Genomic DNA, 24,469 nt, shown 5'->3' on the forward strand with positions numbered 1-24,469 from the left:
AATTAATTGGAGGGGTTCGAAGCCTCTATTGCTGTCGTAGTTGGCAAGGAAAAGAACTGTATGTGTGCCTAAGCATGTTTAATAGTGCACACTTGCATAGTCTTGTCCGATCCATAAATAGAGTTTCTATTTTTCCAATACTATTCTTTGCGACTCCCTAATCCTAATTCTGCGATTTTTCTGCCGCTCCCCTCTAATTCTTACGCGCTCCCCAGACTTCATTCCCTTTTCTTTTAATTCTTTTGCATCGACAAAATAATATCGACCGGTGCTCTCATCCTTGATAGAGAATCTATGGTCAATTTCTCCAGTTTCAAAGTTTTCGGAAATTTCTTCTTCCAATATACCAGTTACGGTTTCCTCAGCTTGGGAATAAGTGGTTAAGGAAATTAATATAATTATAGTTACGAAATATTTCATGGTCTTGCCCTCATTTGCTAGTTGCTGTAGTTAACAGCAATAGTGGCGCTGTTATTACTGCTGTCCTTGGATTTAAGCTCAATGGTGACCCCAGCAGATGAGTCACTAAATTGATCGCCAGTAGTGGTAAGGGTTGCCACTTGATTAGCGGTTCCGTCATTTAAATAATGAATTGTTACCGCATTTGCATGGTGAGGATAGGGGTTCAAAACATTATGGGGAATATGGTATTCCACGTAATAGTGATTTTCTCCATTTGTACTGCCGTTACTTTCAACTTTTAAAAGTTGCGGTAGAGAGCTATTGAGTTCACCTGCAGTAAGCTCTACGGCCTGCACTACATAATCGGCATTGTTGCCAGCAGACTGCCTGATGGTTGTAGTATATCCAGGGAAGCTCTCATACCAGCCCATAAATTCTCTATGGGCACTACCGAATAACCGTGACTTCCAGCTGTTACCCATAAAGGCACCATTAGCTCCGTATTCGCTTTCGCCTTGGTCATTGGTATCGCCATCGTTATTGTCATCGTTACCGGCGTGGCTAAGTCCAATATTGTGGCCCAACTCATGCCCCATCACTAGTTGATCGGTATCTGCGGTAATGATGCTCCATCCCCCCCGTACCGAAGCAACTCCTGTACCAACCAAGCCAGCATTATTTGCGGCTCGGGGAAAAATAAATACACGGTGTCTCCAGTCATTGAGATTCACAGGGCGGCTATTGGAATCTACAAAGTTATTTTGAATCCAGGTGGTAGCATTATCTCTCCAGGTATAGCCACCATCTGAATATTGACCATCCTGTGAGGAGCCAGAGCGAGCCTGGGCATTCCCAACACTTAGTACGCCCCCACTTTGACTATCGGGGATGCTATAAACAAAGCAATCAATTGAGCTACTCTCATTATTGTCTTCTCCATAACAGTATTGTGCGAGTGACTGGTCGCTAATGAGATGGCGCTTAAATTTCAGTTGGCCGAAGGAGTTTTCTTTGTAAGTATTGTCCAGAGAATCCGTATCATTGAATGTCATATTGGCGAGTTGTGAAATACTAACGTCGTCAGTGACAGCGGCATCTGAAAAATTCATCAGAATAAAAACTATGCTATTTTCGGTAGCTTCAATAGTTTGTATTGCAAAGGTAATGGAGTGTTGATCTCCGTTTGTTAATTGAATAGAGATGGTGTCTTCTACAGATTGACCATTGTTGAGACTGGATGTATTGCTATTTAGCTGGTACTCCCAGTTCCCGCTATCATATAGTTTAAAGCTACCGTATTGACCTTCGATAGTGGACGCTTGGAAACCAGGGCTTTTGCTATCAGTGCCCTCCAGCTCCAAAGTACCCTCTGCATACTCATTGGTACCTACAACCAAGGTGGCCAAGGGGTTAGCTGGATTGAATGTGTATTCACCGGTATCCGAATTCCCCCCATTTGTTCCGGTATCCGACCCTGTATTTGAGCCGCTGTCAGCTTGAGGGGTATCTGTACTTTCCCCTCCACTGGAGCCGCCGCCACAAGCGGCCAAGAGGGCGGATAAGGTGATTGCGGTAAATATCTTAAGTGAACCGTGCATTGCTCTCTCTACTTATCTGTATATGCGTGGTAGCTGATGAAAATAGATATCTGGTGGACCGTCGTTATTTGGTACGGTTCCTGTGATTTGGCTGATTGATAACTTAGTAAGGTCAATTAGTCACCTTACGCAATAAACCAGTCTTCTTGTTGAGTGTTTAGGAGCTTTGTGGGGCATTAGTAACAGGTTTCGGGTGTTACTTTTCTACATCGCATCCAATCTTGTTTTTTTATCTATTGGTGACATTGCTGGAGTGCTATTAAGTGGAATGACGCTGGGTGGAGGAAGGGGTAGCAGTGTTTCTTTTTTGGTTTGTTTGTGCTCCGTGTGACTTACTTTTTTAGCATGGTGAAAGGGTTGCCCCGTTGGCCTGATTACCCGTTATTAGTTTGTTGACAGGCAGCAGGTCATAAGTGAGAGAACTCAAGATCCGCATAGCAGCCTTATTATTGGTGTATTTGGATTTGGTGAGATGCAATTTAGCAAATGCTGATAGGGAGTAGCACTATATTATTGTGCTGCGGGTATCTCACTGTTGTTCTTAGAATCTAGAGTGCTAATGAAGTTTATCGTGTTCTTCGCCTCTACATTGGTAACTTGAGGTTGTTCTGCCGTAGCTTGAGAGGGTATTTGTTTACTTCTAATTACAAGTGGAGGCTAGGTACTTGGTGTTTTAAAGATTGGAAATCGCCTGTTAAATTTAGGGATGACGTTGTTAGGCTGGCTTCCGTTGATAATTTTTGGTCGAAATAGGTTTACTTTTTGTTGTGATCCTCAATGTTAATTGATGGTGGATGCCTACTCATAAAAGGAGGGTCCTAGACTGTAAGAATATATTTTAATGATAGGGAATCACTTTTTTCTGGAGTTGATTTTTTGCTGCCATAGGTGCTGTTTTTTCATGGTTTCTAGTATTGGGGGTTATGCAATCAACCAGTAAGTTTAGTAATTTAATGAAAGTACGTGGATGATCTGGAAAAGCGATGCTGTGGCAGTCGATGCAGTATAATAGCTGCCCCAAACACGAATTTTTGGTGTTTTGATGTATATATTTTCTTATTTATTAGTTTCTAATAAGGTCTTTTGAGGTGAAGATTTATATGAGATGGGGTTGCTTAAACAATAAACAATAAACAATATAGAGGATTTAGAGTAGAAAAATAGAGCCTGTCAATTCATTATAAACTGTCTTATTGGTTGATTTTTTCCGCGAAAAGGCGCTTGTTATTAGCTGTAATTGGAGGAGTATTGACGCTCGGCTATACTGCCGATCCCACCTAATTCTTGAAATAGGTTGGAGAGAACTATAGTTTGCATAATAAGAGTATTTTTGCTGTGTCCAAGAGTTTTAGTGCACTTTCCAGTGCCTGGTTGTCTGGATTATTTTTTCTTTGGCTACCTGCTCTGGCCCTGGCTGGCGTATCGGGTCCCTCATCCAGTTCTACAGGAAAATTTACGTTAACATTAACTGGAACCCCTGAGTATCTTACCGAGTATAAAAACGGTTCTCGGGTGAGAGATATTGCAGTCAGTGGAAGTTCTGCATCAATCACTGTTTCATCAACAGGGACTTATAGGTATGACGCCTGGAGTAGGCTTTGTTTGATTTGGGGGTTTGGGGGTCGCTGTGAGGAATGGGATATTGAGAAAATTTCCTTCGGCAGCCATACGGTTAAAGTTACTCTCGAACCCAACGCTACTCCCCCGGGATCTATTTCTCTCCCATCTACTAGTACATCAGGCAATATTAGAGTGCAGTGGGGCGCTGCTTCCGTAAAACCAAAAAGTTATGAACTTTGGCGAAAAATTGAAGGTAGTACCACTTGGAAGATGGTTTACTCGGGCTCTGCCCTTTATAAGGACTTTTCTGACCTGACAACTGGAAAGTATGAGTTTCGGGCTCGTGCTTGCATCTCTGGTTGTAGCAGCTATACATCTTCAAAGAGTATTACGGTGGTTAGAACCCCACATTCAATTGGGGTGCCAGTAACAAATCTTTACGGCAGTATTGCTGTGTCGTGGTCTTCCGTTTACGCTGCGGAAAAATATATTCTTCAGGAACAAAAAGACGGCGGAGCCTGGACTCAGGTTTACAATGGTATAGGGACGTCCAATACTTTAACTGGTCGCAGTACCGGTAGTTATCTATATCGTGTTGCCGCGATCAAGGGCGGTATTACTGGTGCATTTAAATACTCTACTACTGTTACTGTAGTCAGGTCTCCACTCTCTATTAGCGTGCCTGTTGCGAGTGCCAATGGCATTTTGGCAATATCTTGGGCGGCAGTTTCTGGAGCGGACAAATATATACTTCAGGAACAAAAAAATGGCGGCTCTTGGACTCAAGTCTACAGTGGTAGCGGAACGCAAAAAACGTTAACTGGTCGTGGTAGTGGCAGCTACAGTTACCGTGTTGCCGCAGTCAAGGGTAGTACCACTGGCCTCTATAAGCAGTCCTCCACGGTTACGGTAATTAGTATCCCTCAATCGATTACAGTACCAGCATCGAGCACTACTGGCAGTGTGACTGTATCTTGGTCGCAAGTTGCCGGTGCGGACAAATATGTTTTACAGGAGCAAAAAAACAGCGGCTCCTGGACTCAGGTCTACAGTGGTAGCGGAACGCAAACAACCTTAAGCGGGCGGGGCAGTGGCAGCTACATCTATCGGGTTGCCGCGGTCAAAGGCAGTGTCACCACGGCTTTTAAAAGTTCCTCGACGGTCATAGTATCTCGCCCCCCCGCTGTGCCAGGGAACCTCACGCTACCGGGTAGTTCAACTGGTGCCTATAGCGTCAGTTGGAGCCCGGTTGCCGGAGCGGCAAGATATATATTGGCTCAGTCCGGTAATGCTTCTGGCAGCTGGAGTTTGGCCGGAACCAGTAAACCTTTTAGCCAGAGCAGTAACGGAAATTATTCCTATCGGGTTAGAGCTTGTAAGACGTATGGTGGTGTTGAGGCCTGCAGTGGCTGGTCGAGTAGCAAGACTGTTGCTGTCAGCCTGCCAGTTTTGGCGATTCAGTCAATTAACGGCGGGTCTGTCAAATTATCTTGGAATATCGACGCGCAGGCACAAAGGATAACCCTGAAGCGAGGTTCCACTACTATTTATGACTCTGGCTGGAAAGAATCAGTAAGTAAGCAGGGTACGTTTACCGACTCCATAAGCACCAGTGGTAGTTACTCTTACTTCCTCACCACCTGGTACTGTTCCGTTGGGATTCCCGGCGGAGGCTGCCAAGAAGGCGAGCCATTAAATAATTTTGGCCCGGAGACAGCCAATATTATTTTGAAGCCAGGCCCATCAAGTTTACTTGCAAGCGTATCCAGTAGTTATGATGGTTCTGTGGGATTAACCTCCAATAGCTCTGGCCCTATCGAGTCGGTGCGTTGGCAAAAAAGAAAAGCGGAAAGCGACTGGCCGGCAGATAGTTCCTACGGCTCTGCTGGGAGCAGTACCTTTTCCGTAACCGGGCTTACCGATGGTAATTGGGAGTTCCGCAGTAAAAATTGTAATTCCTCTGGCTGTAGTAATAGTTGGAGTACATCGGTTGGACTGCTGGTACGGAATCAACCCATACCTACGGCCCCGACGCTGGATACCATTACTAACAGTTCTACCGGTACACTTAAATTGAACTGGAGTGACCGCTCTGCCCAGCAAGTTTACAGGTACAAGCTCTACGAAGGCGGCAAGCTACTTGAAGAATTAACCACGAGCTCTGCGAATCCAGTGCCTCTCTCTGGCACCACGCTTCAGCGAGATGATGGCAGTTACAGTTACTACCTGATAGCTTGTAATCTGCGTGCTTGTTCCACAGCCAGCAATGCTCAATCTGTTATCGTCGCTAAAACCCCAGGTGCACCCAAATCCCCTAATCTATCGACAACTTTCTCGCGCACCGGCGAGGTTGATCTCACTTGGGGTAGTGCTAGTGGCACGATAGTGCACTATGAGATTATTGCCGGTACCGCATCGTCGGCAGAGGGGCCAGTAAGTTGGGATGAAAACGCACCGAGTAAACATACAGACTTAACGCGTTTGAGCAAAAAGCTGTCGTTGGAGAATGGCTTCTTCGCCTATCAGGTGCGAGCCTGCAACCAGGTATCGAGTTTTAGTAGCTGCTCAAATACGGTTGCCACGGATATTGTTCAGGTTGACCAGACCCCACCACCTGTAATCGTGGCGGTGCCCCCTTACAAAGCCTCAGCACTATCTACTACCGACCCAAGTGTGTTGGCCTCCGATCGCGTCGGCATCTTGCCCGGGGAATTCCGTGTGAATGAATCCGGCGCGGCGACTTATACCATTCCGCTGCAGGTGGGCCCTTCATCCGGTGGCAGTACCCCGGCGCTCAGTGTGACTTACAGCAGCTCCGGCAGTAACGGCCCTCTCGGGGCCGGTTGGGGAATTAGTGGATTGTCCGCTATTAGCGCCTGCCGTAGAACTTTTGAAGAGGACGGTGCCAATGGCAGCGTCTTCGATCGGTTCTGTTTGGATGGCCAGCGTTTGAAACTAGTGTCGGGTCAGTACGGTAGCCTCGGCAGCGAGTACCGTACAAGCCTGGACAGCTTTGTGCAGGTGCGGCTGGTTTCCAGTCCGGTAGGTAGCGGCCAGGGTTTTGAAGTGTACCGCAAGGATGGCTCTATCTCTTATTACGGTATGCATGAGGATGCACAGCAGGAGAAAACCTGGTACCTGAATACCCAGGAGGATAGTGTTGGCAACCGTATCGAATACACCTACCTGAAAGACACCGCGCTCGGGGAGCACCTGATAGAGGCGGTCGATTACTCTGCGAATGGTCACGATGCAACGCTGAATCGGATTCAGTTCCACTACGATACCAGCCGCAGCGATAAACGCTACGGATACAGTTTCGGACAGAAAACAGCATCAACCCGCAGACTCACCGCAATTACATCCACTGCGGACTCGATGGAGTTGCGCAGCTACAACTTCAGCTACCAGAAAAGCGCTACTGGCCGTTTACTGCTCGAAGAGGTTGAGGAGTGTGTGCTGGGTAACTGTCGCAAGCCCACGATATTTACTTATGCCCAGTTTGCCGGAGCGGGCATGGTGAGTGCGGCTGCTAATCCTAATATCTTCCACTCCGGTTACGAGGGTGGCAAATATGGAGATGTCAACGGTGACGGACTCACAGATCTGGTGTTTATCCGTTACGACGGCAGTCATGGCAAACGCTATCTCCGTGTTGCCCTGGGCACTGCCGAGGGGGAGTTGGCCCTGCAATCCGAACAGATGCGTATCCGCGCCAATGAGCGCAAGGAATGGCATCTGTTGGACTACAACAACGATGGTAAGGATGATCTGCTCCACGCGCCGATAGATGACACCGGCACCCACTGGGCCGTGAATTTGTCTCATGGTAGCGGGTTTAGCAGCACTGATAACCCCACGGCAATCAGCTATCAGAAAGATCAGCTGGGTCAGATGCACGACTTTAATGCCGACGGCTTGCCGGACTTCCTGTCATTTACTCACGCTGTGGGCCTTCCTTCTGTGAGTGATACGCCCACCATGAAAATCCGTGAGCTGCAGCGCAGCAGTAGCGGAACACTCTCCTTCAAAAGCTCTGAGACGACTCGCAGCTTATCCCTGCCCACGGTCAGCGCTCCCGGAGGAGTGTCCTCAGCAAATTTCCTACGCACCACTCGAGTGAAACTGCGTAATACGGATATGGTGGCCGATTTCAATGGTGACGGTATTGCCGATCTGACTGCGATAATGCAGACAGATTGGACTTGTATCGAGGCACCGAGCGACTGCAACAATCAAAGTCATGTGACCGACAATCACTTCGTCGTACTGATGTCAGAGGGCGATAATAGCCACAGGGCGGTATTCCATCGTGCACTCAACGGAGAGATAGCACAGGTGGATGATGCCGAGCACCGGATCGCGGATCTCAATGGCGATAGTCTGCCAGACATGTTATTCCGCCCCAGCGCAGACTGGGATTGGGGCGTATATTACTTTACTGGTGAAGGGTTTATCTCCACGGGAACACTTCCAGGGGCTGTGGACGATAAAATCCAGCTATATGACTGGGATATGGATGGCCTGGTGGACATTCTCTATCCCAATGCCAACGATAAAGAAAACAACGAATACCAGTACCTCTATGTGCTGCCCAACCATTCCAATGGTTTTGGCAGCGCCATTGATACTGGCTTGCTGTTCGGCGCCGATACCAATGATCACAGCCATTTGGTGATGGATTTGACTGGTGATGGGCGACCTGAAATAGTCGAGAACTGTGCGAACCGCGATGAGCAGGAAAATCATTGCGATGATATGCGCAATCACCCAGGCTTTTTTAGTGGTCTAGGCGCTACAGATAAATATGTGCGTGTCTTTAAGCCCAAACATGCCGACAAGCCGGTGGATGTTCTTGAGTCTGTAGTGAATGGCTTTGGGGTGAAAACGGAAATCCGCTACGCGCGCCTGAATGATACCAGCACTCGTGTCTACACACGTAAACTGGGTTCTTTCAAGCTGAACTACGGGCGCAGTTCACCGGTATTCGATCTCTACTCACCGATGTACGTGGTACAGAAAGTAATCTCCGATGCACCGGCGGCCAATGACAATAACAATACGGTTGAGGCCCATTACCACTATGCCGGTGGGCGCATGCAGAGCGGTGGGCGCGGCTTTCTCGGTTTTGAATTGGTCACCACCTATGACCCGCAAAACCAAGTGAAGACCACCACTCACTACCGCCAGGATTATCCCTTTATTGGTATGCCTTCACAGACGGCCAAGGTGATTGAGTCCAATGCCAGTAATATCAAAACCCCGGCTACCTGTGAGGGTAGTGGACTCACCCTGATCAGCTGCTCTATCAACACCTTGGAATCCATAGCACCGGTATCGGGCAAAACGGTAATGCCCTATATCAGCCAAGCGGAGGACAAATCTTACAGCCTGAGCGGGAGTTACCTTGGCAAGGTGGTGACAACCACCAACTACACCGCAGCCAATGATATTCAATATGGCAATGTCAGCTCGGTAACTGTGAAGCACTATGATGCTTCTAATAACTTGGTGCAGAGCAAATCTACAAGTAACACATACGACAATGTGGTGAGCAGTGATCGCTGGCATTTGGCGCGCTTGCGTGAGAGCAGCGTCACCACCCAACGATATGGTGCTCTGGTAGCACCGCAAATCACGCGAACCGCTCATTTTGATTACGATAACCAGACTGGCCTGTTAACCGATGAGTGGGTAGCTAAAGGTAGCGCACAAGAGTTACACACCCACTATGAGCACGACCGCTTCGGCAATCGTGTTGCATCCACGGTAACCAATGCGCAGGGCAAAAGCCGTACCAGTCGCACGGGTTTTGACGGCTATGGCCGCTACGCATTAAATCGGGTTAATGAACTCAAACAGACTGCCGAGCAAGCTCTGGAGATGGACCCCTTCGGCCAACCGCAGCGCGTACTGGATATCAGCGGTGTGGAAACGCACTATGCCTATTCCCCGTTCGGCAATCGCTATTTTGAACACCACGAGACCGGCAGCCATGCTACTACCTTGAGCACACTCTGTGCTGACAGTGGTGGCTGCCCCACAATAGCCGGTGTGCCAGCTCACTTTAAAGTGACCACAGCCGGTATCGATCAGAGCCAGAGCGTGATGTACCACGATCGACTGGGTCGAGAGATCCGCAAACAGACTCAGGATTTCCATGGTAATCCAGTGTTTGTCGATACCCAATATGATGAACAGTCCCGCGTTAAAAAGGTTTCCGACCCTTATGGCAGCGGCGGCTCTCCACGCTGGACCATTTACTCCTACGATATTCTCGGTCGCACCACTAATGTGGATACCCCCAGTGGCCAGTGTGACAGCACGATCACTTATAATGGCCTCACGGAAACTGCTACGAACTGTGCCCAGCAAAGTAAAGTAACCGAGAAAAACGTCCTCGGTGAGTTGGCTCAGGTTACCGACAATATCGGCGGCAAACTGCAGTACAGCTACTATGCCGATGGCAACCTCAAACAGGTGCGTACCCTTAACAGCGGCGGCGGTGAAACTTCAGCGACCAACATTGAGTACGATAATCTCGGCCGCAAGACCCGCATGGTAGACCCGGATAAGGGCACCTGGACCTACGGTTACACCGGCTTTGGTGAACTGGCCTGGCAAAAAGATGCCAAGGGGCAGGGCACCGCCATGAGCTATGACGCCCTCGGCCGTATGGTGACTCGCGCCGATTACACCAGCTTCGATAGCAATAGCCAAACGGGCACTCTGCAGAACTTCAGCCGCTGGTACTACGACCAGGATCCCGGCTGTGATTCCAAATTCCGCTTCGAAGGCAAACTGGTGGCCGTAGCCCAGGCCCCTGTCGCTATTGCCGCCGGTTGCAATGCCAATCTGGAGGATGTCAATTACCTCAAGCTGCTGCAATACGATACCTACGGTCGTCTGGGCGAGACCACCACTGTGCTCGGCGTACTCGATGGTGAAGGGGATTTTTATGAAAAAGTCACCTACGACCAATACAGCCGCGTTAGCCGCAGTTTCGACGCCAGCAATCAGCAGGTGGGCGATAATGGGGATTATTTACGCGGTGTAGAAACTGTCTACAACAGCTATGGCTTTAAAGTGGGTGTGCGCGATGTAACCGCCCCCGCAGACAGTGGTTACTATTACCGGGTTAAGCGCATGAATCTGCGCGGCCAGGTGGAAGAAGTGCTGCTAGGCAACGGCCTCACCACTACCTATGCCTACGATCCACAACATCACCGCCTTACCAGCATCTTAACGGATATCAATCCCGGTGTGGGGCAGGTGCAGAACCTGCATTACGATTGGAATACTATCGGCAATCTGCTCTCTAAAACCGACCTCAGTGGCGATGGCAGCTACCGCAAGGACCTGCAGGAACGTTTTGAGTACGACGGCCTCAACCGCCTGCGCTATGCGCGCCTCTATCAGGCCGGCAGCCAAACTGCCACCCAGGAGGTGCGCTACGATGATGCCGGCAATATCACCTATAAAACGGGCGTCGGTAGCTATGAGTACAGTGGCCCACGCCCTCATGCCGTAACCAAAGCCGGCAATACCAGCTATCACTACGACGACAACGGCAATATGAGTAGCGACTCAGGCAGTCGTACGCTGGATTACACCGTCTTTGATAAACCCAGCCTGATTAGTAAAGGTGGCCACGATACGCGCTTCTCTTACGGCCCGGACCGCAGCCGTTTCAAGCGGGTGGATGACAACGGCAAAGGCACAGTGACCACCTTGCAGATCGGCAGCGTCGAGAAAGTGATTGAACGCAGTACCACCGGTGCTTTTATCAAGAGCTTCTATCGCCGCAATATCGCAGGGGTTGCTATCGAGCGTATCGAGCTGAATGCATCGGATGAAATTGCCGGTACCAGCACCCAGTATTTACACAAAGACTTGCAGGGTTCCCTGGATGTTATTACCGATAGCACCGGTCAGGTTGCCAAAGATGCCACTGGTAACAAACTAGTTTACAGCTTTGATGCCTGGGGCAAGCGCCGCAACGCACTGAGCTGGGAACAAATTGCCGGCGCGCCTGCAAATACGGTTAGCGCCCTCAGTGTGGGAGCCTTCAATCACCTGAGTAGCAACCGCGGTTATACCGGCCATGAAATGCTGGATGAGGTGGGCCTGATCCATATGAACGGACGGGTCTACGACCCGACCCTGGCCCGCTTTGTCTCCGCAGATCCGCTGATCGATGGGGTGACTTCGGTCCAGGGCTACAACCGCTACGCCTATGTGCACAACAACCCGCTGACTTATACGGATCCTTCGGGGTATAGTTCTTGGAATAAGTACCGGGACTCGGTGGTGAAGCCGGTGGTCGCCGTGGCCATTGTCATTTGGACCGGGGGACAGTCTCTAGTGGCCCTGCAAGGTACAAATTATGCAGCGGCGGTGGGCTGGGCCGCTGCCGGCGGCGCCGCGGCGGGAGCGGTGCAAAGCGGTACGGTGAAGGGAGCCTTTTTTGGTGCCTTCAGTGCTGTGGCATTTATGGGCATTGGCAATGCCTTTCAGGGGGCGACATGGGCAACGAAAGGGGTTGTCAGAAAAGGAGTAATGGGCACTGGTCTGAATAGCTATGGCTATGCAGCGAAAGTCTTTGCTCACTCGGTTACCGGTGGTTTACTGTCTGCGGCTCAGGGAGGGAAGTTTAAACACGGCTTTGCCGCAGCGGGAGTGACCCAGGCCTTCGCAGGAGGTATAGATTCAATAGATGCTGGCAATGTTGGCTTTAGTGCGGCGAGAGTCATTGCAGCTGCGATCGTTGGCGGTACAGCCTCTGTGGTATCGGGTGGTAAGTTTGCCAATGGGGCGATAACCGCGGCGTTTTCCAGGGCTTTTAATGATGAGGGGCACCCTCCTGCACAAAAGGATTCAATTACCCTGATATCAGAAACGCGTTTTAGGTTTATGAAAGAAACTACAAGCACGAAGATTAATGGAGAAATAGTCGATATAAATTTAATGGAATTAGCTGCGGACGGTAAAGTCAATCCAGTTGGCGGTGGTTTTAATAGTGTTTTAATTGACGGTAAAGAGGCTTTGGTCTTGACAATGGGCAAGGCGATGATTGTCTCAGATGTAAATACAAGTTCATCAGTTGGGTTCACGTTTCAGTATAGCTCAAGCATCAAGCAGGCATTAACTAGTTCTGTGACTATTAATGGAGAGGTTTTTAGTCAATCTGTTTCTCATAGTTTAACAAAATCTGAATTTGATATGCGTATCGATGATATTTATTGTGGTGGCGAAGGAGCTTGCTTATGAAGCGGCGTCTATTAATTAGGTTTACTCTATTAATGATGTTTTTTGTTCAGGGGTTGGCCGCAATGCCATCAATTGAGTGCTCGGAACTTACTGAAAGGCAAAAAAAAATCGGGGCATTATTATCAGGGGGATGGGTAGATAATCCTTTTATTGATAAGGCGGTTTTTAGTCAGCTAATGCTGACTAGCTTCAAAGGGAGTCCATTACTTAGTGATGGTTATTACTTTGACTACTTTGTAAAGTCAGAAAGTTATGAGGTTAAAAGGATCTCAGAAAATATCTACGGAAGAGACGAAAGAATAATAGTTTTGGATAGATTAGATTTTTGGAAGCGAATTTTGTACTTAGAGTTCTTGGTAGATAATAAATTGCTAGGATCTGTGTTGCCGATAGAGTTATCCGAAGTGGATCTTTGGTGGGGCTCAAGAAATGAGGTTGTGTGCATAACTGAGTAGGTTTTGTTTCATTTGCACAAAAGGGATCTAGGACCGCTTATGTTGGCGGTTTTATGGATGATAAAAATGAATTTGTTAAAAGCATGTATGAAGCTTATGGCAAAGAAGGAGATATATATTTCGAGCATCATCAGAAGAAAGAATTAGCTGCTTGGATTGATGAAAATAATTCTGAATATTCGCTAACAGTAATTGGTCATAGTTATGGTGGTAATTCTGCAGCAAGAGTAATCGCTGCTGGCCATCGTGTAGATCACCTAATTACAGTTGATCCTGTTGGTCGATTTAAACCTAATTTTACGAATGTAGCTATATACTCGGAAACATGGACAAATTACGTGGCTACCGGTGGTGGTATGAATAGGAATAACCTTGTCGCTAGAGCTGGTGGTTGGTATGGGCATAAGCCGGAATGGTATGCAGATGCTCATATTCTAATTAATAAAGATCATGTGGAAATATGCTTCCAGTATTGTAGGCCTTAGAATGAAATTAGTTATTCATTGTCTAGTGGTTTTGGTTGTAGTTTATCCTCTAGTAGGTTGTGGTGAAAAACAAATTGAACTATCAAACATTCGTATGGAGAAAATTGATCGCTTAGAAGCAAAAAAACTAATTCCTGACGATCAAAGATTACCTTTTAATGTTAGGCAGTCTGTTTCAATTTCAATTGTTGAATTCGATTTTGACAAAAAAACGCTAGAAGTCCTCCCTGAAGAGGGAGGGGTGCTTAAGGTGGAATTGCTTAGGTGTTTGAATGGTGAGCAGCGAGCAACATCATTTACTTATGCTAGAAAAATAAATGTCTCTCTGAGTACTAATAAACGGGAAGCACTTCTGCCGGTGGGTGAAGCGTACTTTTTTGTAGATAGTTCTTTGGTAGAAGATACTTGCTTTACGGTTGTATTTAAGAGTTTAAGTCGCACTACTAAGTCTACTATTTACAGGCTCCCTTAATCTGAAGCCTGTTTCTGGCCCCTCTTAAAAAGCCCCACTGGTGACCCCAGCGGGGCTTTTTGTTTAACCGATCTACCGCTTGGTATCCCAGCGCCGGGATTGATACTTAATAATCATCCCGTCCAACAACTCCTTGACGATCTCTTTCTCTTCCGTTGGCAGTTGGCTGATAGCTTCAAATTGCAGCCTTAGCTGCTCATCCGGTCCGCGCTCGTCTTCATCGAATACCAGAGAGTCAATGGTGATACTCATGGTGACAGTAATCTGGCCGACAGCCAAACTGCCACCCAGGAGGTGCGCTACGATGATGCCGGCAATATCACCTATAAAACGGGCGTCGGTAGCTATGAGTACAGTGGCCCACGCCCTCATGCCGTAACCAAAGCCGGCAATACCAGCTATCACTACGACGACAACGGCAATATGAGTAGCGACTCAGGCAGTCGTACGCTGGATTACACCGTCTTTGATAAACCCAGCCTGATTAGTAAAGGTGGCCACGATACGCGCTTCTCCTACGGCCCGGACCGCAGCCGTTTCAAGCGGGTGGATGACAACGGCAAAGGCACAGTGACCACCTTGCAGATCGGCAGCATCGAGAAAGTGATCGAGCGCAGCACCACCGGTGCCACTATCAAGAGCTTCTATCGCCGCAATATCGCAGGGGTTGCTATCGAGCGTATCGAGCTGAATGCATCGGATAATATTGCCGGTACCAGCACCCAGTATTTACACAAAGACCTCCAGGGTTCCCTGGATGTAATTACCGATAGCACCGGTCAGGTTGCCAAAGATGCTGCGGGCAACAAGCTGGTTTACAGTTTTGATGCCTGGGGCAAGCGCCGCAACGCCCTGAGCTGGGAACAAATTGCCGGCGCGCCTGCAAATACGGTTAGCACACTTAATGTAGGAATCTTTAATCACCTGAGTAGCAATCGCGGTTATACCGGCCATGAAATGCTGGATGAGGTGGGCCTGATCCATATGAACGGACGGGTCTACGACCCGACCCTGGCCCGCTTTGTCTCCGCAGATCCGCTGATTGATGGGGTGACTTCGGTCCAGGGCTACAACCGCTATGCCTATGTGCACAACAACCCGCTGACTTATACGGATCCTTCGGGGTATAGTTCTTGGAATAAGTTCAGAGATGCTTTCATAAATAATCGCGATCTATATCGCTATATGGCTGGCAAACCGCTGCTGAATGCTGTTGCCCAGATAGCACTTTGTGTCTCTACGGGGCCTAGCTGTCCTGGTGCGCTGGCAGTTTACAATGCGGCGCAAACTTATCACGTTACTGGTGAGATCGGCCGGGCCTTTGCGAATGGCGTACTCGCAGCAGCTTCAGCGGCGGCCTTCAGTGGTATGCCCGGAGGCTGGAGTACGACCAATATTACCATCCGCGGTGTGACCGGGGGGGTGCTGTCGCAGATCGGCGGGGGCAAGTTTGGCCACGGCTTTATTTCAGCGGGGGTCGGTGGTGGTTTTGCCCAGGATACCCATGCGATGGTGAAGATGGCGGTTACAGGGCTGGTATCTGAGGCTACTGGTGGGAAGTTTATTAATGGGGCTGCGACTGCTGCTTTCAGCCATTTCCTTGGTTCTGCTATGGAAGATCCCGATGCTTGTTGGTCCTCTAGTCCTGATGGTTTTTGTTTCGCAACCAATAGTGACCATCGGCGATTTATGGAAGAGGGTCCAGTAATTGCTGCACAAAAGACTAGGGATTCAATTAACAGCTACATTCTAAACTCTCTGAACCCGATAAACCTTCTTGAGTACTTAGCTAATGAAATTGTAGAGAACGGCTCAATTACTGCCTCTTACACTAGGCAGATCCCTGGACTTAGATTAGTTTCGCAACATTCAGGGATAAAGATTGATCTCGTCCTAAATAAAAACGGTCTTAGTTTGTTCGGAGGTGCAGGCTATGTTGGGGGGCATAGTTACTCCCTGACTGCAGATTTAAATCTTAAGGCTCCTTTATTTCCGGGTAATGACTCAGGACTAAACTTTCTGGGAAAAACATCTATTGCTACACCTATATATGGTTTATTTGGTGTTAAAGCAGCTGGAGCGTTAGGGTCTGATGGTCTGAGTGGAAAGGTTGGAATTGGTCTAGTTCGAGGAGGCTCTGTTGCCAGGCCGGTGATTGGATTTAAATACGAGGTGTTTAATTTTAATGAATAGCTCTCTTATTTCTGTTTTTTTTATTGTTTTCATTCTTCTAACGGCTTTAACTTCCGTGGCAGCATGGAAATATAAGACTATGATTAAAAGTAAGTTAAAGGAGTTGTATCCAGATAAGTATCACAGCTTACTTATGTCTGATTCTTTTGATTCAAATGAATTCGAAAAGCAAAAATTATTCAATAAATTTTTAAAGGATAAAGAATTTAAATTTTTTAAAGATATAGATCTAGCTAAAATTTGTGAGAGACATATTCTCTTTGGGAGGGTGTCAATATTATTCTCGATTTTAGTTCTTGTGTGTGCATTTGTTTTATTCATAAAAAGCGGTTAACTTGCACAAAAGGTGAATACTGTTGGTGGCCACTTTGAGAAATTGAAATGTAATTCTGATTTGTGCGCAATTCGCTCACATACATTCACATCTTCAGAGGAAATCGCAGACCACCAGTCACAGAACAATATGCGCACCGCAGTGAAGACGACTGTTGGTGGTACAGCACTAGCGGGTGGCGCTACAGCTAACTGGCAATTACCATTTACTCAGCTGGCACTGCATCAGGTGCGGCTTGGGGCTACTTTGGTACGGCAGTCACTAGTACTCAGGCCACGGCAGCGGTGCTAATTGGCGGCGCGGCAGCGGGAGCGGTGCAAAGCGGCACGGTGAAGGGGCCTTTTTTGGTGCCTTCAGTGCTGTGGCATTTATGGGCATTGGCAATGCCTTTCAGGGGGCGACATGGGCAACGAAAGGGGTTGCCGGCAAAGGCATCATGGGTACGGGCCTGAACGGCTATGGCTATGCAGAGAAAGTCTTTGCTCACTCGGTTACCGGTGGTTTACTGTCTGCGGCTCAGGGAGGGAAGTTTAAACACGGCTTTGCCGCAGCGGGTGTGACCCAGGCCTTCGCAGGAGGTATAGATTCAATAGATGCTGGCAATGTTGGCTTTAGTGCGACGAGAGTCATTGCAGCCGCGATCGTTGGCGGTACAGCCTCTGCAGTATCGGGTGGTAAGTTTGCCAATGGGGCGATAACCGCGGCGTTTTCCAGGGCTTTTAATGATGAGGGGCACCCTCCTGAACAAAAGAGAGAAGCAAATAATGATTTTGACTGGGAGGGCTATGACCTTGGGCCTGCTCCTACAGAAGAAATTCTAAGTTTGATGGCCATTGAAACACTATTCGGCTTTGAAGTTGATGTTGTAAATATCTCCATATTTGAGTTTGATTGGCGAACAGAAGTTACAAATACTTATGCTACTACAAGGGTTGATAGTATTTACCTGAGGAAGTCAAAAGAACATTTTTTTGATCGGCCATTTACTGTTCTTGAGGAGTATTACCATGTTATTGAACAGTGGAATACAGGAAGGATGACAAGAACGGGGTATTTAATTGAGAATGCTAGAAATGGGTATGATAATAATAAATGGGAAATTGAGGCTAAAGGCTTCGCGAAAAATAATCTCAAGCGATTTAAGCAGATAAAGGATTCATACCGTGATTAAATTCATTGTTGTAATGAGCTTGCTTTTAAGTGCGTGTGTGGGTGTTGGGGAAAATGTTATTGTTTTTCGAGGTGAGCTTTCAACTCCTGAAGCCACATTAAAGCCTATGAATTGCTTGCTGAGTTTGCAGAGAGATGGCGCCGAGCTTATTTCGTATGACATAAATGAAAAATTTTTTGTGGACTATGTTGTAGGGAGAAGGGCACGCGTATATGAAGTTGAGATTGTCTGTGATGATGGAGTTGGAAAATGGTTTTTTAATTCAGATTCAATGTCACTTGGATCTGAGTCTGACTCAGTTATAGATTTTGGAAAAATTACTCTAACAAGAAATAGCGAATCGAAGTCATCCATAGAGTAAGAGTATCAATTCTTTCTGTGTATCCCTAAAAAAGCTCCGCTGGTGACCCCGGTGGGGCTTTTCAGGCAGTCGTACGCTGGATACACCGTCTTTGATAAACCCAGCCTGATTAGTAAAGGCGGCCACGATACGCGCTTCTCCTACGGCCCGGACCGCAGCCGCTTCAAGCGGGTGGATGACAACGGTAAAGGCACAGTGACCACCTTGCGATGGCGGAAATGCAGCTATCAACGTTACCAATGCTCTTGGCAAGCAGGATATCAGTGTTTCTCATCTAGTCACTTTTGATGTACACAGTTTATTTGATAGCACAACCTTTCAATTGAAATATAATAACGTTGGTCAAGCGCATAACTTCTATCAGCGTAACCCAAGAACAGGTGGTCGTTTTGGATGGTGGGGTAGTAATCCCTATTGGGGTAGTCCTGTATCATCTTCATTTATAAATGTAAATCAAACGAATTTTACTGGCGCAAACTATAGTAGTGGCGTTCCTGTGTCTCACCTAAATATCATTCGACATTCTTTGGATTCTTTTTGAGATATATTATGGTTCGACAACTATATAGAAAATTTATTTTGTTAAAAATCGGAGTCTTTTTCTTTCTTCTTGTTGTGTGTGCTCAACTAAACGGAGAGTCATTAGAGGATGGTAAAATGTTAGAGGGCAGGATTTTATATGAGTCTTCAAAGCAACCGCTAGTTGATATAGAAGTATCCTTGTTTAAATTAAAAAAGCCCTTATTCTCAATGCGTGGTTGGGAGAAGATTGCGACAGTAAAAACGGGTAAGGATGGAAGTTTCTTTTTCAAAATCAATGAGGCTGGTCCATATGAAGTTAGGTGGAATCCTGAAGCTGATATTGTGCCCCATGAGTTTCCAGTAGAAGATTTTGAAGGGAAAAAAACTGTTGAAATTTTACACAAGGATAAGGAAAAAAAAGTATACCCATGGAGCAAGAAGAAGCCATAAAGTATGTAAAACCCAGCGCTAAAAGCTGGGTTTTGTCGTTATGGCCTATCAAGCCTGTTTCTTCAGCTTGGCATTCTCGATAAACGTATCGATCACCTGAATCACCTGCCGCTTGGTGGCGGCGTCCAGCTTCTCAATCTGCTGCATCCGTCGCAGCAATCTGGAATCTGGCTGCTTGATCTTCTTCACCGGCTTAACACCGAGTAGCTCGTCCGTGCTGACCTTGAGGGCCTGCGCCAGGTCTACCAGCAGGTTGGCCGGTGGGTGTTCGCTACCGGCCATGAAATGCTGGATGAGGTGGGCCTGATCCATATGAACGGACGGGTCTACGACCCGACCCTGGCCCGCTTTGTCTCCGCAGATCCGCTGATTGATGGAATCACCTCGGTCCAGGGCTACAACCGCTATGCCTATGTGCACAACAACCCGCTGACTTATACGGATCCTTCGGGGTATAGTTCTTGGAATAAGTACCGGGACTCGGTGGTGAAGCCGGTGGTCGCCGTGGCCATTGTCATTTGGACCGGGGGACAGTCTCTCGTGGCCCTGCAAGCTACAAATTATGCAGCGGCGGTGGGCTGGGCCGCTGCCGGCGGCGCCGCGGCGGGAGCGGTGCAAAGCGGCACGGTGAAGGGGGCCTTTTTTGGTGCCTTCAGTGCTGTGGCATTTATGGGCATTGGCAATGCCTTTCAGGGCGCGACATGGGCAACGAAAGGGGTTGTCAGAAAAGGAGTAATGGGCACTGGTCTGAATAGCTATGGCTATGCAGCGAAAGTCTTTGCTCACTCAGTGACTGGTGGCTTGCTCTCAGAAGCGCAGGGAGGGAAGTTTAAACACGGCTTTGCCGCAGCGGGTGTGACCCAGGCCTTTGCAGGAGGTATAGATTCAATAGATGCTGGCAATGTTGGCTTTAGTGCGACGAGGGTCGTTGCAGCGGCGCTTGTGGGCGGCACAGCCTCGGTGGTCTCTGGAGGCAAATTTGCCAATGGGGCGATAACCGCGGCGTTTTCCAGGGCTTTTAATGAAGAGAATCATCCTACTGCACAAAAGGTGACAGCTGAAGAGGCTGTTGGCCGAATGGAGGCCTTTTTTGAAGATAACCCAGATGGGACGTATCACGTGCCTTCAGCTGATCTAGACGCAATAATGAGAGATGATTTTAGTTTTTACGATAGGAAAAGAATACAGGCTTTATCGTTAGATGCTTTTAAAGCAGAAGCTGAATTTGCAGATGGTACCTTTTTCGACGACCCTTTCGTTTCAAAAAATTTCACTGTTGAAGGCGTTTCAGGTAATTTTTCCGGATCTGATATCAACTACTATGTAATTGGTGGGTATTTTGCTGCTAGAGGCTGGACAGCCGGTGGGCTTGAGACGGCTGTGATGTATCATAATATCCGCGATATATACCAAGGCAAACCTGTTCTTCACAATTTGGGGCAGGCTTTTGGTCGTGACGCGCATTTGTGGTCAAAGAAAGGTCATAGCTTTTACAATAAAAACTACTAGGATGTGATTATGCTTTTTAGAGTACTTTTGTTTTTTTGCGTAGTAATTTTAACTGCATCTTGCAGTAATTCAAAAATAGAATATTGCAATCAACTTAAGCGCATGGCTTCTGATAAGACCATCTCTAAATATCTAAAAGTTTGGGTTCAAGAGAATGTAGAAGATAAAGTTATTTCTCATAGTGATGTAGTTAGAGGTGGATTAAAGGTTCCGGGTAGATATTTTTACCCTGTAAATTTTAATTGGGACATGCTTAATTTCAATAGTGAGTTATCACAGGTGCGTCTTATAGGCCCAAAAACAAGCTCATTTGAAGGTGGGCATATAACCGATTTGAAATCGGTTATGTTTGTAGAGAAATCTGGTTACGGTATTTTGGTAAAGCTGAATAATGTAGATGACTACGGCCTTTCAGATGTTAGTCTTGGTTTCTTTAGCGAAATATCAGATGGTATTGGAGTGCTTTGTTTAGATCTAGATAAGTAAGGGAGTATTCTCATGCACAAAAGGGGCAGGAAGGTATATGGGGGCGCTTCAAAAGGAAGCTTACTGATTACTTCATACGGCCAGGCGAAACAACCGCGATAGGGGTAGGAGGTGATTTCGTATTCGGTAAGTGGGGCATTGCTTTTGGTGGTGGTTACTTTAAAAGTGATTTAGACGGTAATCCCTTAACAGTTGAGGAGCAGGGTTTTTATTTCTACGCCTCTGAAGAGGTATTGGGGCTTGATGCAGGAATTCAACTTGAATATATGGTTTCACCAAATCCTAACTTATTCTTTGGTAAAAGTGCTGAGATAGGAGGCAGTATATTTGGTTTGGATGGCGCTATTGCTAATGGTATTCCATCTAGTTTTCTGACGTCACCTGCTGATCATATATATGGAAAAAGCAAGTGACTTATCGCGACTAGCTAATGCATATAAGCAATAAACAATGATTAATAAAATTTTTTTTAGTGTAATCTTGGTCTTAAGTTCTGTTTTTGCTCAGAGTGACGAAGTGGTAAATCAATTTAATAAAAAAGAGTTTATTTCTCACTTAAATGAGGATATGGATAGGTTGTATAGTTTGTCTCAATCAAAGACGTACGACAAAAATTCTTCGTGTAAAGAAGCTGAAATACTGCGTAAATATCTTTTGAAAGACCCTGTTGTAGAAGCGAATAATGCAATAGATAAAGGTGAGCTAAAATACTTGGTTGTCAGTGGACCGCAGTTAGAGATAGTTGCGGATGGGATGCCAGAGACGATAAGTCGGCAGTTAATAAATAGTGGGAAATTTGAAGTTGTTGAGGGAGTTGCCGATAGTGTCTCTTGTGGTGAACAGCTTTATCTAACGAGATATGCTCATTGGTATATCTATGTATATAACTCGGTTTTGTATATTAATTCTGTGAGTGCTATTCAAGATACACGCAGATAGGGAGATATGAAACACATTCTGGATATCCGGTGCACAGAGATATACCGGAAAAAAGGGAAGACTTGGGCTTTCTTCAAATCGTAATCTTACTGAACCGAATAAAAGCCCCGGCAGAATAACCTGCCGGGGCTTTTATTCGGGTATGCGTCCAGCGCCGAGCCTCATACTTCACAATAATGCTTTCCAGCAGTTCGCGGATAATCAACTGTTCCTCGTCCGCTTTGTCTCCGCAGATCCGCTGATTGATGGAATCACCTCGGTCCAGGGCTACAACCGCTACGCCTATGTGCACAACAACCCGCTGACTTATACGGATCCTTCGGGGTATAGTTCTTGGAATAAGTTCAGAGATGCTTTCATAAATAATCGCGATCTATATCGCTATATGGCTGGCAAACCGCTGCTGAATGCTGTCGCCCAGATAGCACTTTGTGTCTCTACGGGGCCTAGCTGTCCTGGTGCGCTGGCAGCTTACAGTGCGGCGCAAACTTATCATGTTACCGGTGAGATCGGCCGGGCCTTTGCGAATGGTGTACTCGCAGCAGCTTCAGCGGCGGCCTTCAGTGGTATGCCCGGAGGCTGGAGTACGACCAATATTACCATTCGCGGTGTGATCGGGGGGGGGCGCAGATCGGCGGGGGCAAGTTTGGCCACGGCTTTATTTCAGCGGGGGTCGGTGGTGGTTTTGCCCAGGATACCCATGTGATGGTGAAGATGGCGGTTACAGGGCTGGTATCTGAGGCTACTGGTGGGAAGTTTATTAATGGGGCGGCTACGGCGGCTTTGCTTTAGGTGCGCACGATGGTGCGTTTAGGTCCGGGACAGCATTTGGCATACCCACCCATCTGGCGGGAAAGTATGGAGTGGAGATTTACAGGCAACTGTTGGGGCAGGAGGCCGCTGGGTATTTGCCTCAGGGAGGCAGCTTAGTGGGATTGACATTTATACAACAGGCTATACGAGACCTTCACAGATTGTTGCTGATTATGGCCGAGGCAACGTAACGCGGCACATATATGAAGGCGGAGAATGGTCCACGGAGCAATATAAGTTCTAAATTGTTGTAAAGGAAATTTGAAATGAAGAAATTTATTATTTCATTACTACTATTTGGATGCTCAGGTTCAATAGCGGAGATACCATTTTCTTTTTCAGCAGAGCAACTTTTTTCTTCTTCCGATGTGGTGGCAATTGTTGAACTCTCGGAAGGAAAGTTGACTAATGAAGGGTTGTATCTGCTTAAGGCATCTCTTGAAAAGAGCATAAAGGGAAAAAAGAGAAACTCTTTTTTGAGTTTTGCCCACAGGGAAGGTCATTTCTCTGACAAGCCAGATAGGTTAGGTGGTAAATATCTAGTTTTTCTAAAAACTCATAATGGGATCTATACGACTAATACAGAAGGATTTTCCGTTATCGAAGTCGCTGAAATAGCGGCTGAGCGTCCGGATATGGAGCTGGCGCTTAGGAGGCTAAATCTAGGATCAAATCGAATTGTAAATGACTTTGATAAAGAAACCGTATGGTATCCCGTAATATGCACATATGGATCAGAAAAAATATGTGAGAATGCTTTTGATATTTTAGAATATGCACTCAGGAAATAATGGGGTCAGATCAAAGCCCTGGAAGGGCAACCTGCCGGGGCTTTGTCGTCAAGGACTATCAAGCCTGCTTCTATTGAGCAATTTAATAGTAGCTCAAATATTTATCATGTTTCTCCGGGAAGCTATGAGCTTTATGATAAGTTTGGTGCTCAATAGGAGATTAAATTTGGATTTTAAAATTGGTGATATAATTAGAGTCAAGGTTGAAAATGTAAACGATTCTGGCTTAGAGGTCGTTAAGGATGGGTGTAAAGGTGTTGTTCGCATAATTGATTTAGATTGGGATACTTATGGAATTTTGGAAAAAATGTATGACGACTACAGTTGCTCTGATGAGGTTGATGTAAAAGTAGTAGCTATAGCAGATAATCGATTTAGAGGCTCAGTTAAAGATATTTACCCTGAAAAAATCCCTTGGAGTAATCCAAGCATATATCGAGCTGGAGAGGCCTTTAATGGAATTGTTAGTAGGGAAGCTGAGTTTGGTTATTTCATAAAGCTAAGTACAGGTGCAGTTTCGCTTTTGATGAAAAAAGAAAGTGAAGATTCAAAGTTAAAGGTGGGAGCGTCAATAGAGGTTATAATTGAATCAGTTGATCCTTCTTTGGAAAAATTGATTGTCTCTGCTAAATAAATTAAAAATTCCTAGTTTTTTAGC

The 24,469-nt window shown here is 46.8% G+C and carries 20 protein-coding genes; 16 read left to right on the plus strand and 4 right to left on the minus strand.

The window, feature by feature from the left end; genetic code table 11:
• Positions 1 to 126: 126 nt before the first annotated feature.
• Together ABWV76_RS01230 and ABWV76_RS01235 are read right to left on the minus strand one after the other, a co-directional pair.
• On the minus strand, positions 127 to 420 hold the full coding sequence (locus ABWV76_RS01230; RefSeq protein WP_020411841.1) for a hypothetical protein: 294 nt from the start codon (positions 418 to 420) through the stop codon (positions 127 to 129).
• Between the two features lie 17 nt (positions 421 to 437).
• Complete coding sequence (locus ABWV76_RS01235; RefSeq protein ID WP_020411842.1) at positions 438 to 2,000, minus strand: VCBS domain-containing protein; 1,563 nt, start codon at positions 1,998 to 2,000, stop codon at positions 438 to 440.
• A gap of 1,335 nt (positions 2,001 to 3,335) precedes the next feature.
• Here ABWV76_RS01235 and ABWV76_RS01240 point away from each other — a divergent pair.
• Genes ABWV76_RS01240 through ABWV76_RS01255 form a run of 4 tightly spaced genes read left to right on the plus strand, consistent with a single transcriptional unit; the run spans position 3,336 to position 14,242 of the window.
• Positions 3,336 to 12,830: an RHS repeat-associated core domain-containing protein gene (locus ABWV76_RS01240; protein ID WP_353375010.1), complete on the plus strand. Its 9,495-nt coding sequence runs from the start codon at positions 3,336 to 3,338 to the stop codon at positions 12,828 to 12,830.
• Positions 12,827 to 13,285 (plus strand): hypothetical protein, encoded by a 459-nt coding sequence (locus tag ABWV76_RS01245; RefSeq protein WP_353375011.1) that lies wholly within the window; start codon positions 12,827 to 12,829, stop codon positions 13,283 to 13,285. Before ABWV76_RS01240 ends, ABWV76_RS01245 begins: the two co-directional genes overlap by 4 nt.
• A gap of 53 nt (positions 13,286 to 13,338) precedes the next feature.
• On the plus strand, positions 13,339 to 13,770 hold the full coding sequence (locus tag ABWV76_RS01250; protein ID WP_282951151.1) for a hypothetical protein: 432 nt from the start codon (positions 13,339 to 13,341) through the stop codon (positions 13,768 to 13,770).
• 1 nt (position 13,771) lies between these two features.
• Complete coding sequence (locus ABWV76_RS01255; RefSeq protein ID WP_353375012.1) at positions 13,772 to 14,242, plus strand: hypothetical protein; 471 nt, start codon at positions 13,772 to 13,774, stop codon at positions 14,240 to 14,242.
• A gap of 72 nt (positions 14,243 to 14,314) precedes the next feature.
• Here the strand turns inward: ABWV76_RS01255 and ABWV76_RS01260 are convergent, their stop codons facing one another.
• Positions 14,315 to 14,494 carry a hypothetical protein gene (locus ABWV76_RS01260; protein ID WP_353375013.1) on the minus strand — a complete coding sequence of 60 codons (180 nt, stop codon included), beginning with the start codon at positions 14,492 to 14,494 and terminating at the stop codon, positions 14,315 to 14,317.
• A gap of 42 nt (positions 14,495 to 14,536) precedes the next feature.
• Between ABWV76_RS01260 and ABWV76_RS01265 the strand changes: the two genes are divergently transcribed.
• From ABWV76_RS01265 to ABWV76_RS01285, 5 genes are all read left to right on the plus strand, one after another.
• A complete protein-coding gene (locus ABWV76_RS01265; RefSeq protein WP_353375014.1) occupies positions 14,537 to 16,435 on the plus strand; it encodes an RHS repeat-associated core domain-containing protein in 1,899 nt (632 codons plus the stop codon).
• Entirely contained in the window at positions 16,428 to 16,769 is a 342-nt protein-coding gene (locus ABWV76_RS01270) for a hypothetical protein (RefSeq protein ID WP_353375015.1), read from the plus strand. The genes ABWV76_RS01265 and ABWV76_RS01270 overlap by 8 nt, the downstream gene beginning before the upstream one ends.
• A 361-nt stretch (positions 16,770 to 17,130) precedes the next feature.
• Entirely contained in the window at positions 17,131 to 17,940 is an 810-nt protein-coding gene (locus tag ABWV76_RS01275; protein WP_353375016.1) for a hypothetical protein, read from the plus strand.
• Complete coding sequence (locus ABWV76_RS01280; protein ID WP_282951167.1) at positions 17,933 to 18,301, plus strand: hypothetical protein; 369 nt, start codon at positions 17,933 to 17,935, stop codon at positions 18,299 to 18,301. Before ABWV76_RS01275 ends, ABWV76_RS01280 begins: the two co-directional genes overlap by 8 nt.
• A gap of 549 nt (positions 18,302 to 18,850) precedes the next feature.
• Positions 18,851 to 19,273: a hypothetical protein gene (locus tag ABWV76_RS01285; RefSeq protein ID WP_353375017.1), complete on the plus strand. Its 423-nt coding sequence runs from the start codon at positions 18,851 to 18,853 to the stop codon at positions 19,271 to 19,273.
• Positions 19,274 to 19,321: 48 nt separating this feature from the next.
• On the opposite strand, the gene ABWV76_RS01290 is transcribed toward ABWV76_RS01285, so the two are convergent.
• Positions 19,322 to 19,555 (minus strand): hypothetical protein, encoded by a 234-nt coding sequence (locus ABWV76_RS01290; RefSeq protein ID WP_353375018.1) that lies wholly within the window; start codon positions 19,553 to 19,555, stop codon positions 19,322 to 19,324.
• Between ABWV76_RS01290 and ABWV76_RS01295 the strand changes: the two genes are divergently transcribed.
• The 7 genes from ABWV76_RS01295 (at position 19,538) to ABWV76_RS01325 (ending at position 24,445) form a co-directional block, all read left to right on the plus strand.
• Positions 19,538 to 20,782 (plus strand): RHS repeat-associated core domain-containing protein, encoded by a 1,245-nt coding sequence (locus ABWV76_RS01295; RefSeq protein ID WP_353375019.1) that lies wholly within the window; start codon positions 19,538 to 19,540, stop codon positions 20,780 to 20,782. The genes ABWV76_RS01290 and ABWV76_RS01295 overlap by 18 nt on opposite strands.
• A 9-nt stretch (positions 20,783 to 20,791) precedes the next feature.
• Positions 20,792 to 21,268 carry a hypothetical protein gene (locus ABWV76_RS01300; RefSeq protein ID WP_353375020.1) on the plus strand — a complete coding sequence of 159 codons (477 nt, stop codon included), beginning with the start codon at positions 20,792 to 20,794 and terminating at the stop codon, positions 21,266 to 21,268.
• Positions 21,269 to 21,501: 233 nt separating this feature from the next.
• Positions 21,502 to 21,681 carry a hypothetical protein gene (locus tag ABWV76_RS01305; RefSeq protein WP_353375021.1) on the plus strand — a complete coding sequence of 60 codons (180 nt, stop codon included), beginning with the start codon at positions 21,502 to 21,504 and terminating at the stop codon, positions 21,679 to 21,681.
• Between the two features lie 37 nt (positions 21,682 to 21,718).
• Positions 21,719 to 22,207: a hypothetical protein gene (locus tag ABWV76_RS01310; protein ID WP_353375022.1), complete on the plus strand. Its 489-nt coding sequence runs from the start codon at positions 21,719 to 21,721 to the stop codon at positions 22,205 to 22,207.
• A 142-nt stretch (positions 22,208 to 22,349) separates the two neighbouring features.
• A complete protein-coding gene (locus ABWV76_RS01315; RefSeq protein ID WP_353375023.1) occupies positions 22,350 to 22,913 on the plus strand; it encodes an RHS repeat-associated core domain-containing protein in 564 nt (187 codons plus the stop codon).
• 373 nt (positions 22,914 to 23,286) lie between these two features.
• Positions 23,287 to 23,811 (plus strand): hypothetical protein, encoded by a 525-nt coding sequence (locus ABWV76_RS01320; RefSeq protein WP_353375024.1) that lies wholly within the window; start codon positions 23,287 to 23,289, stop codon positions 23,809 to 23,811.
• A 166-nt stretch (positions 23,812 to 23,977) separates the two neighbouring features.
• Positions 23,978 to 24,445, plus strand: coding sequence for a S1 RNA-binding domain-containing protein (locus ABWV76_RS01325; RefSeq protein WP_353375025.1), 468 nt, complete (start codon positions 23,978 to 23,980; stop codon positions 24,443 to 24,445).
• The last annotated feature ends 24 nt before the right edge of the window (positions 24,446 to 24,469 follow it).

The sequence above is a fragment of the Microbulbifer sp. NBRC 101763 genome, assembly GCF_040371615.1.
In the GTDB taxonomy this organism is placed as follows: Bacteria; Pseudomonadota; Gammaproteobacteria; order Pseudomonadales; family Cellvibrionaceae; genus Microbulbifer; species Microbulbifer variabilis.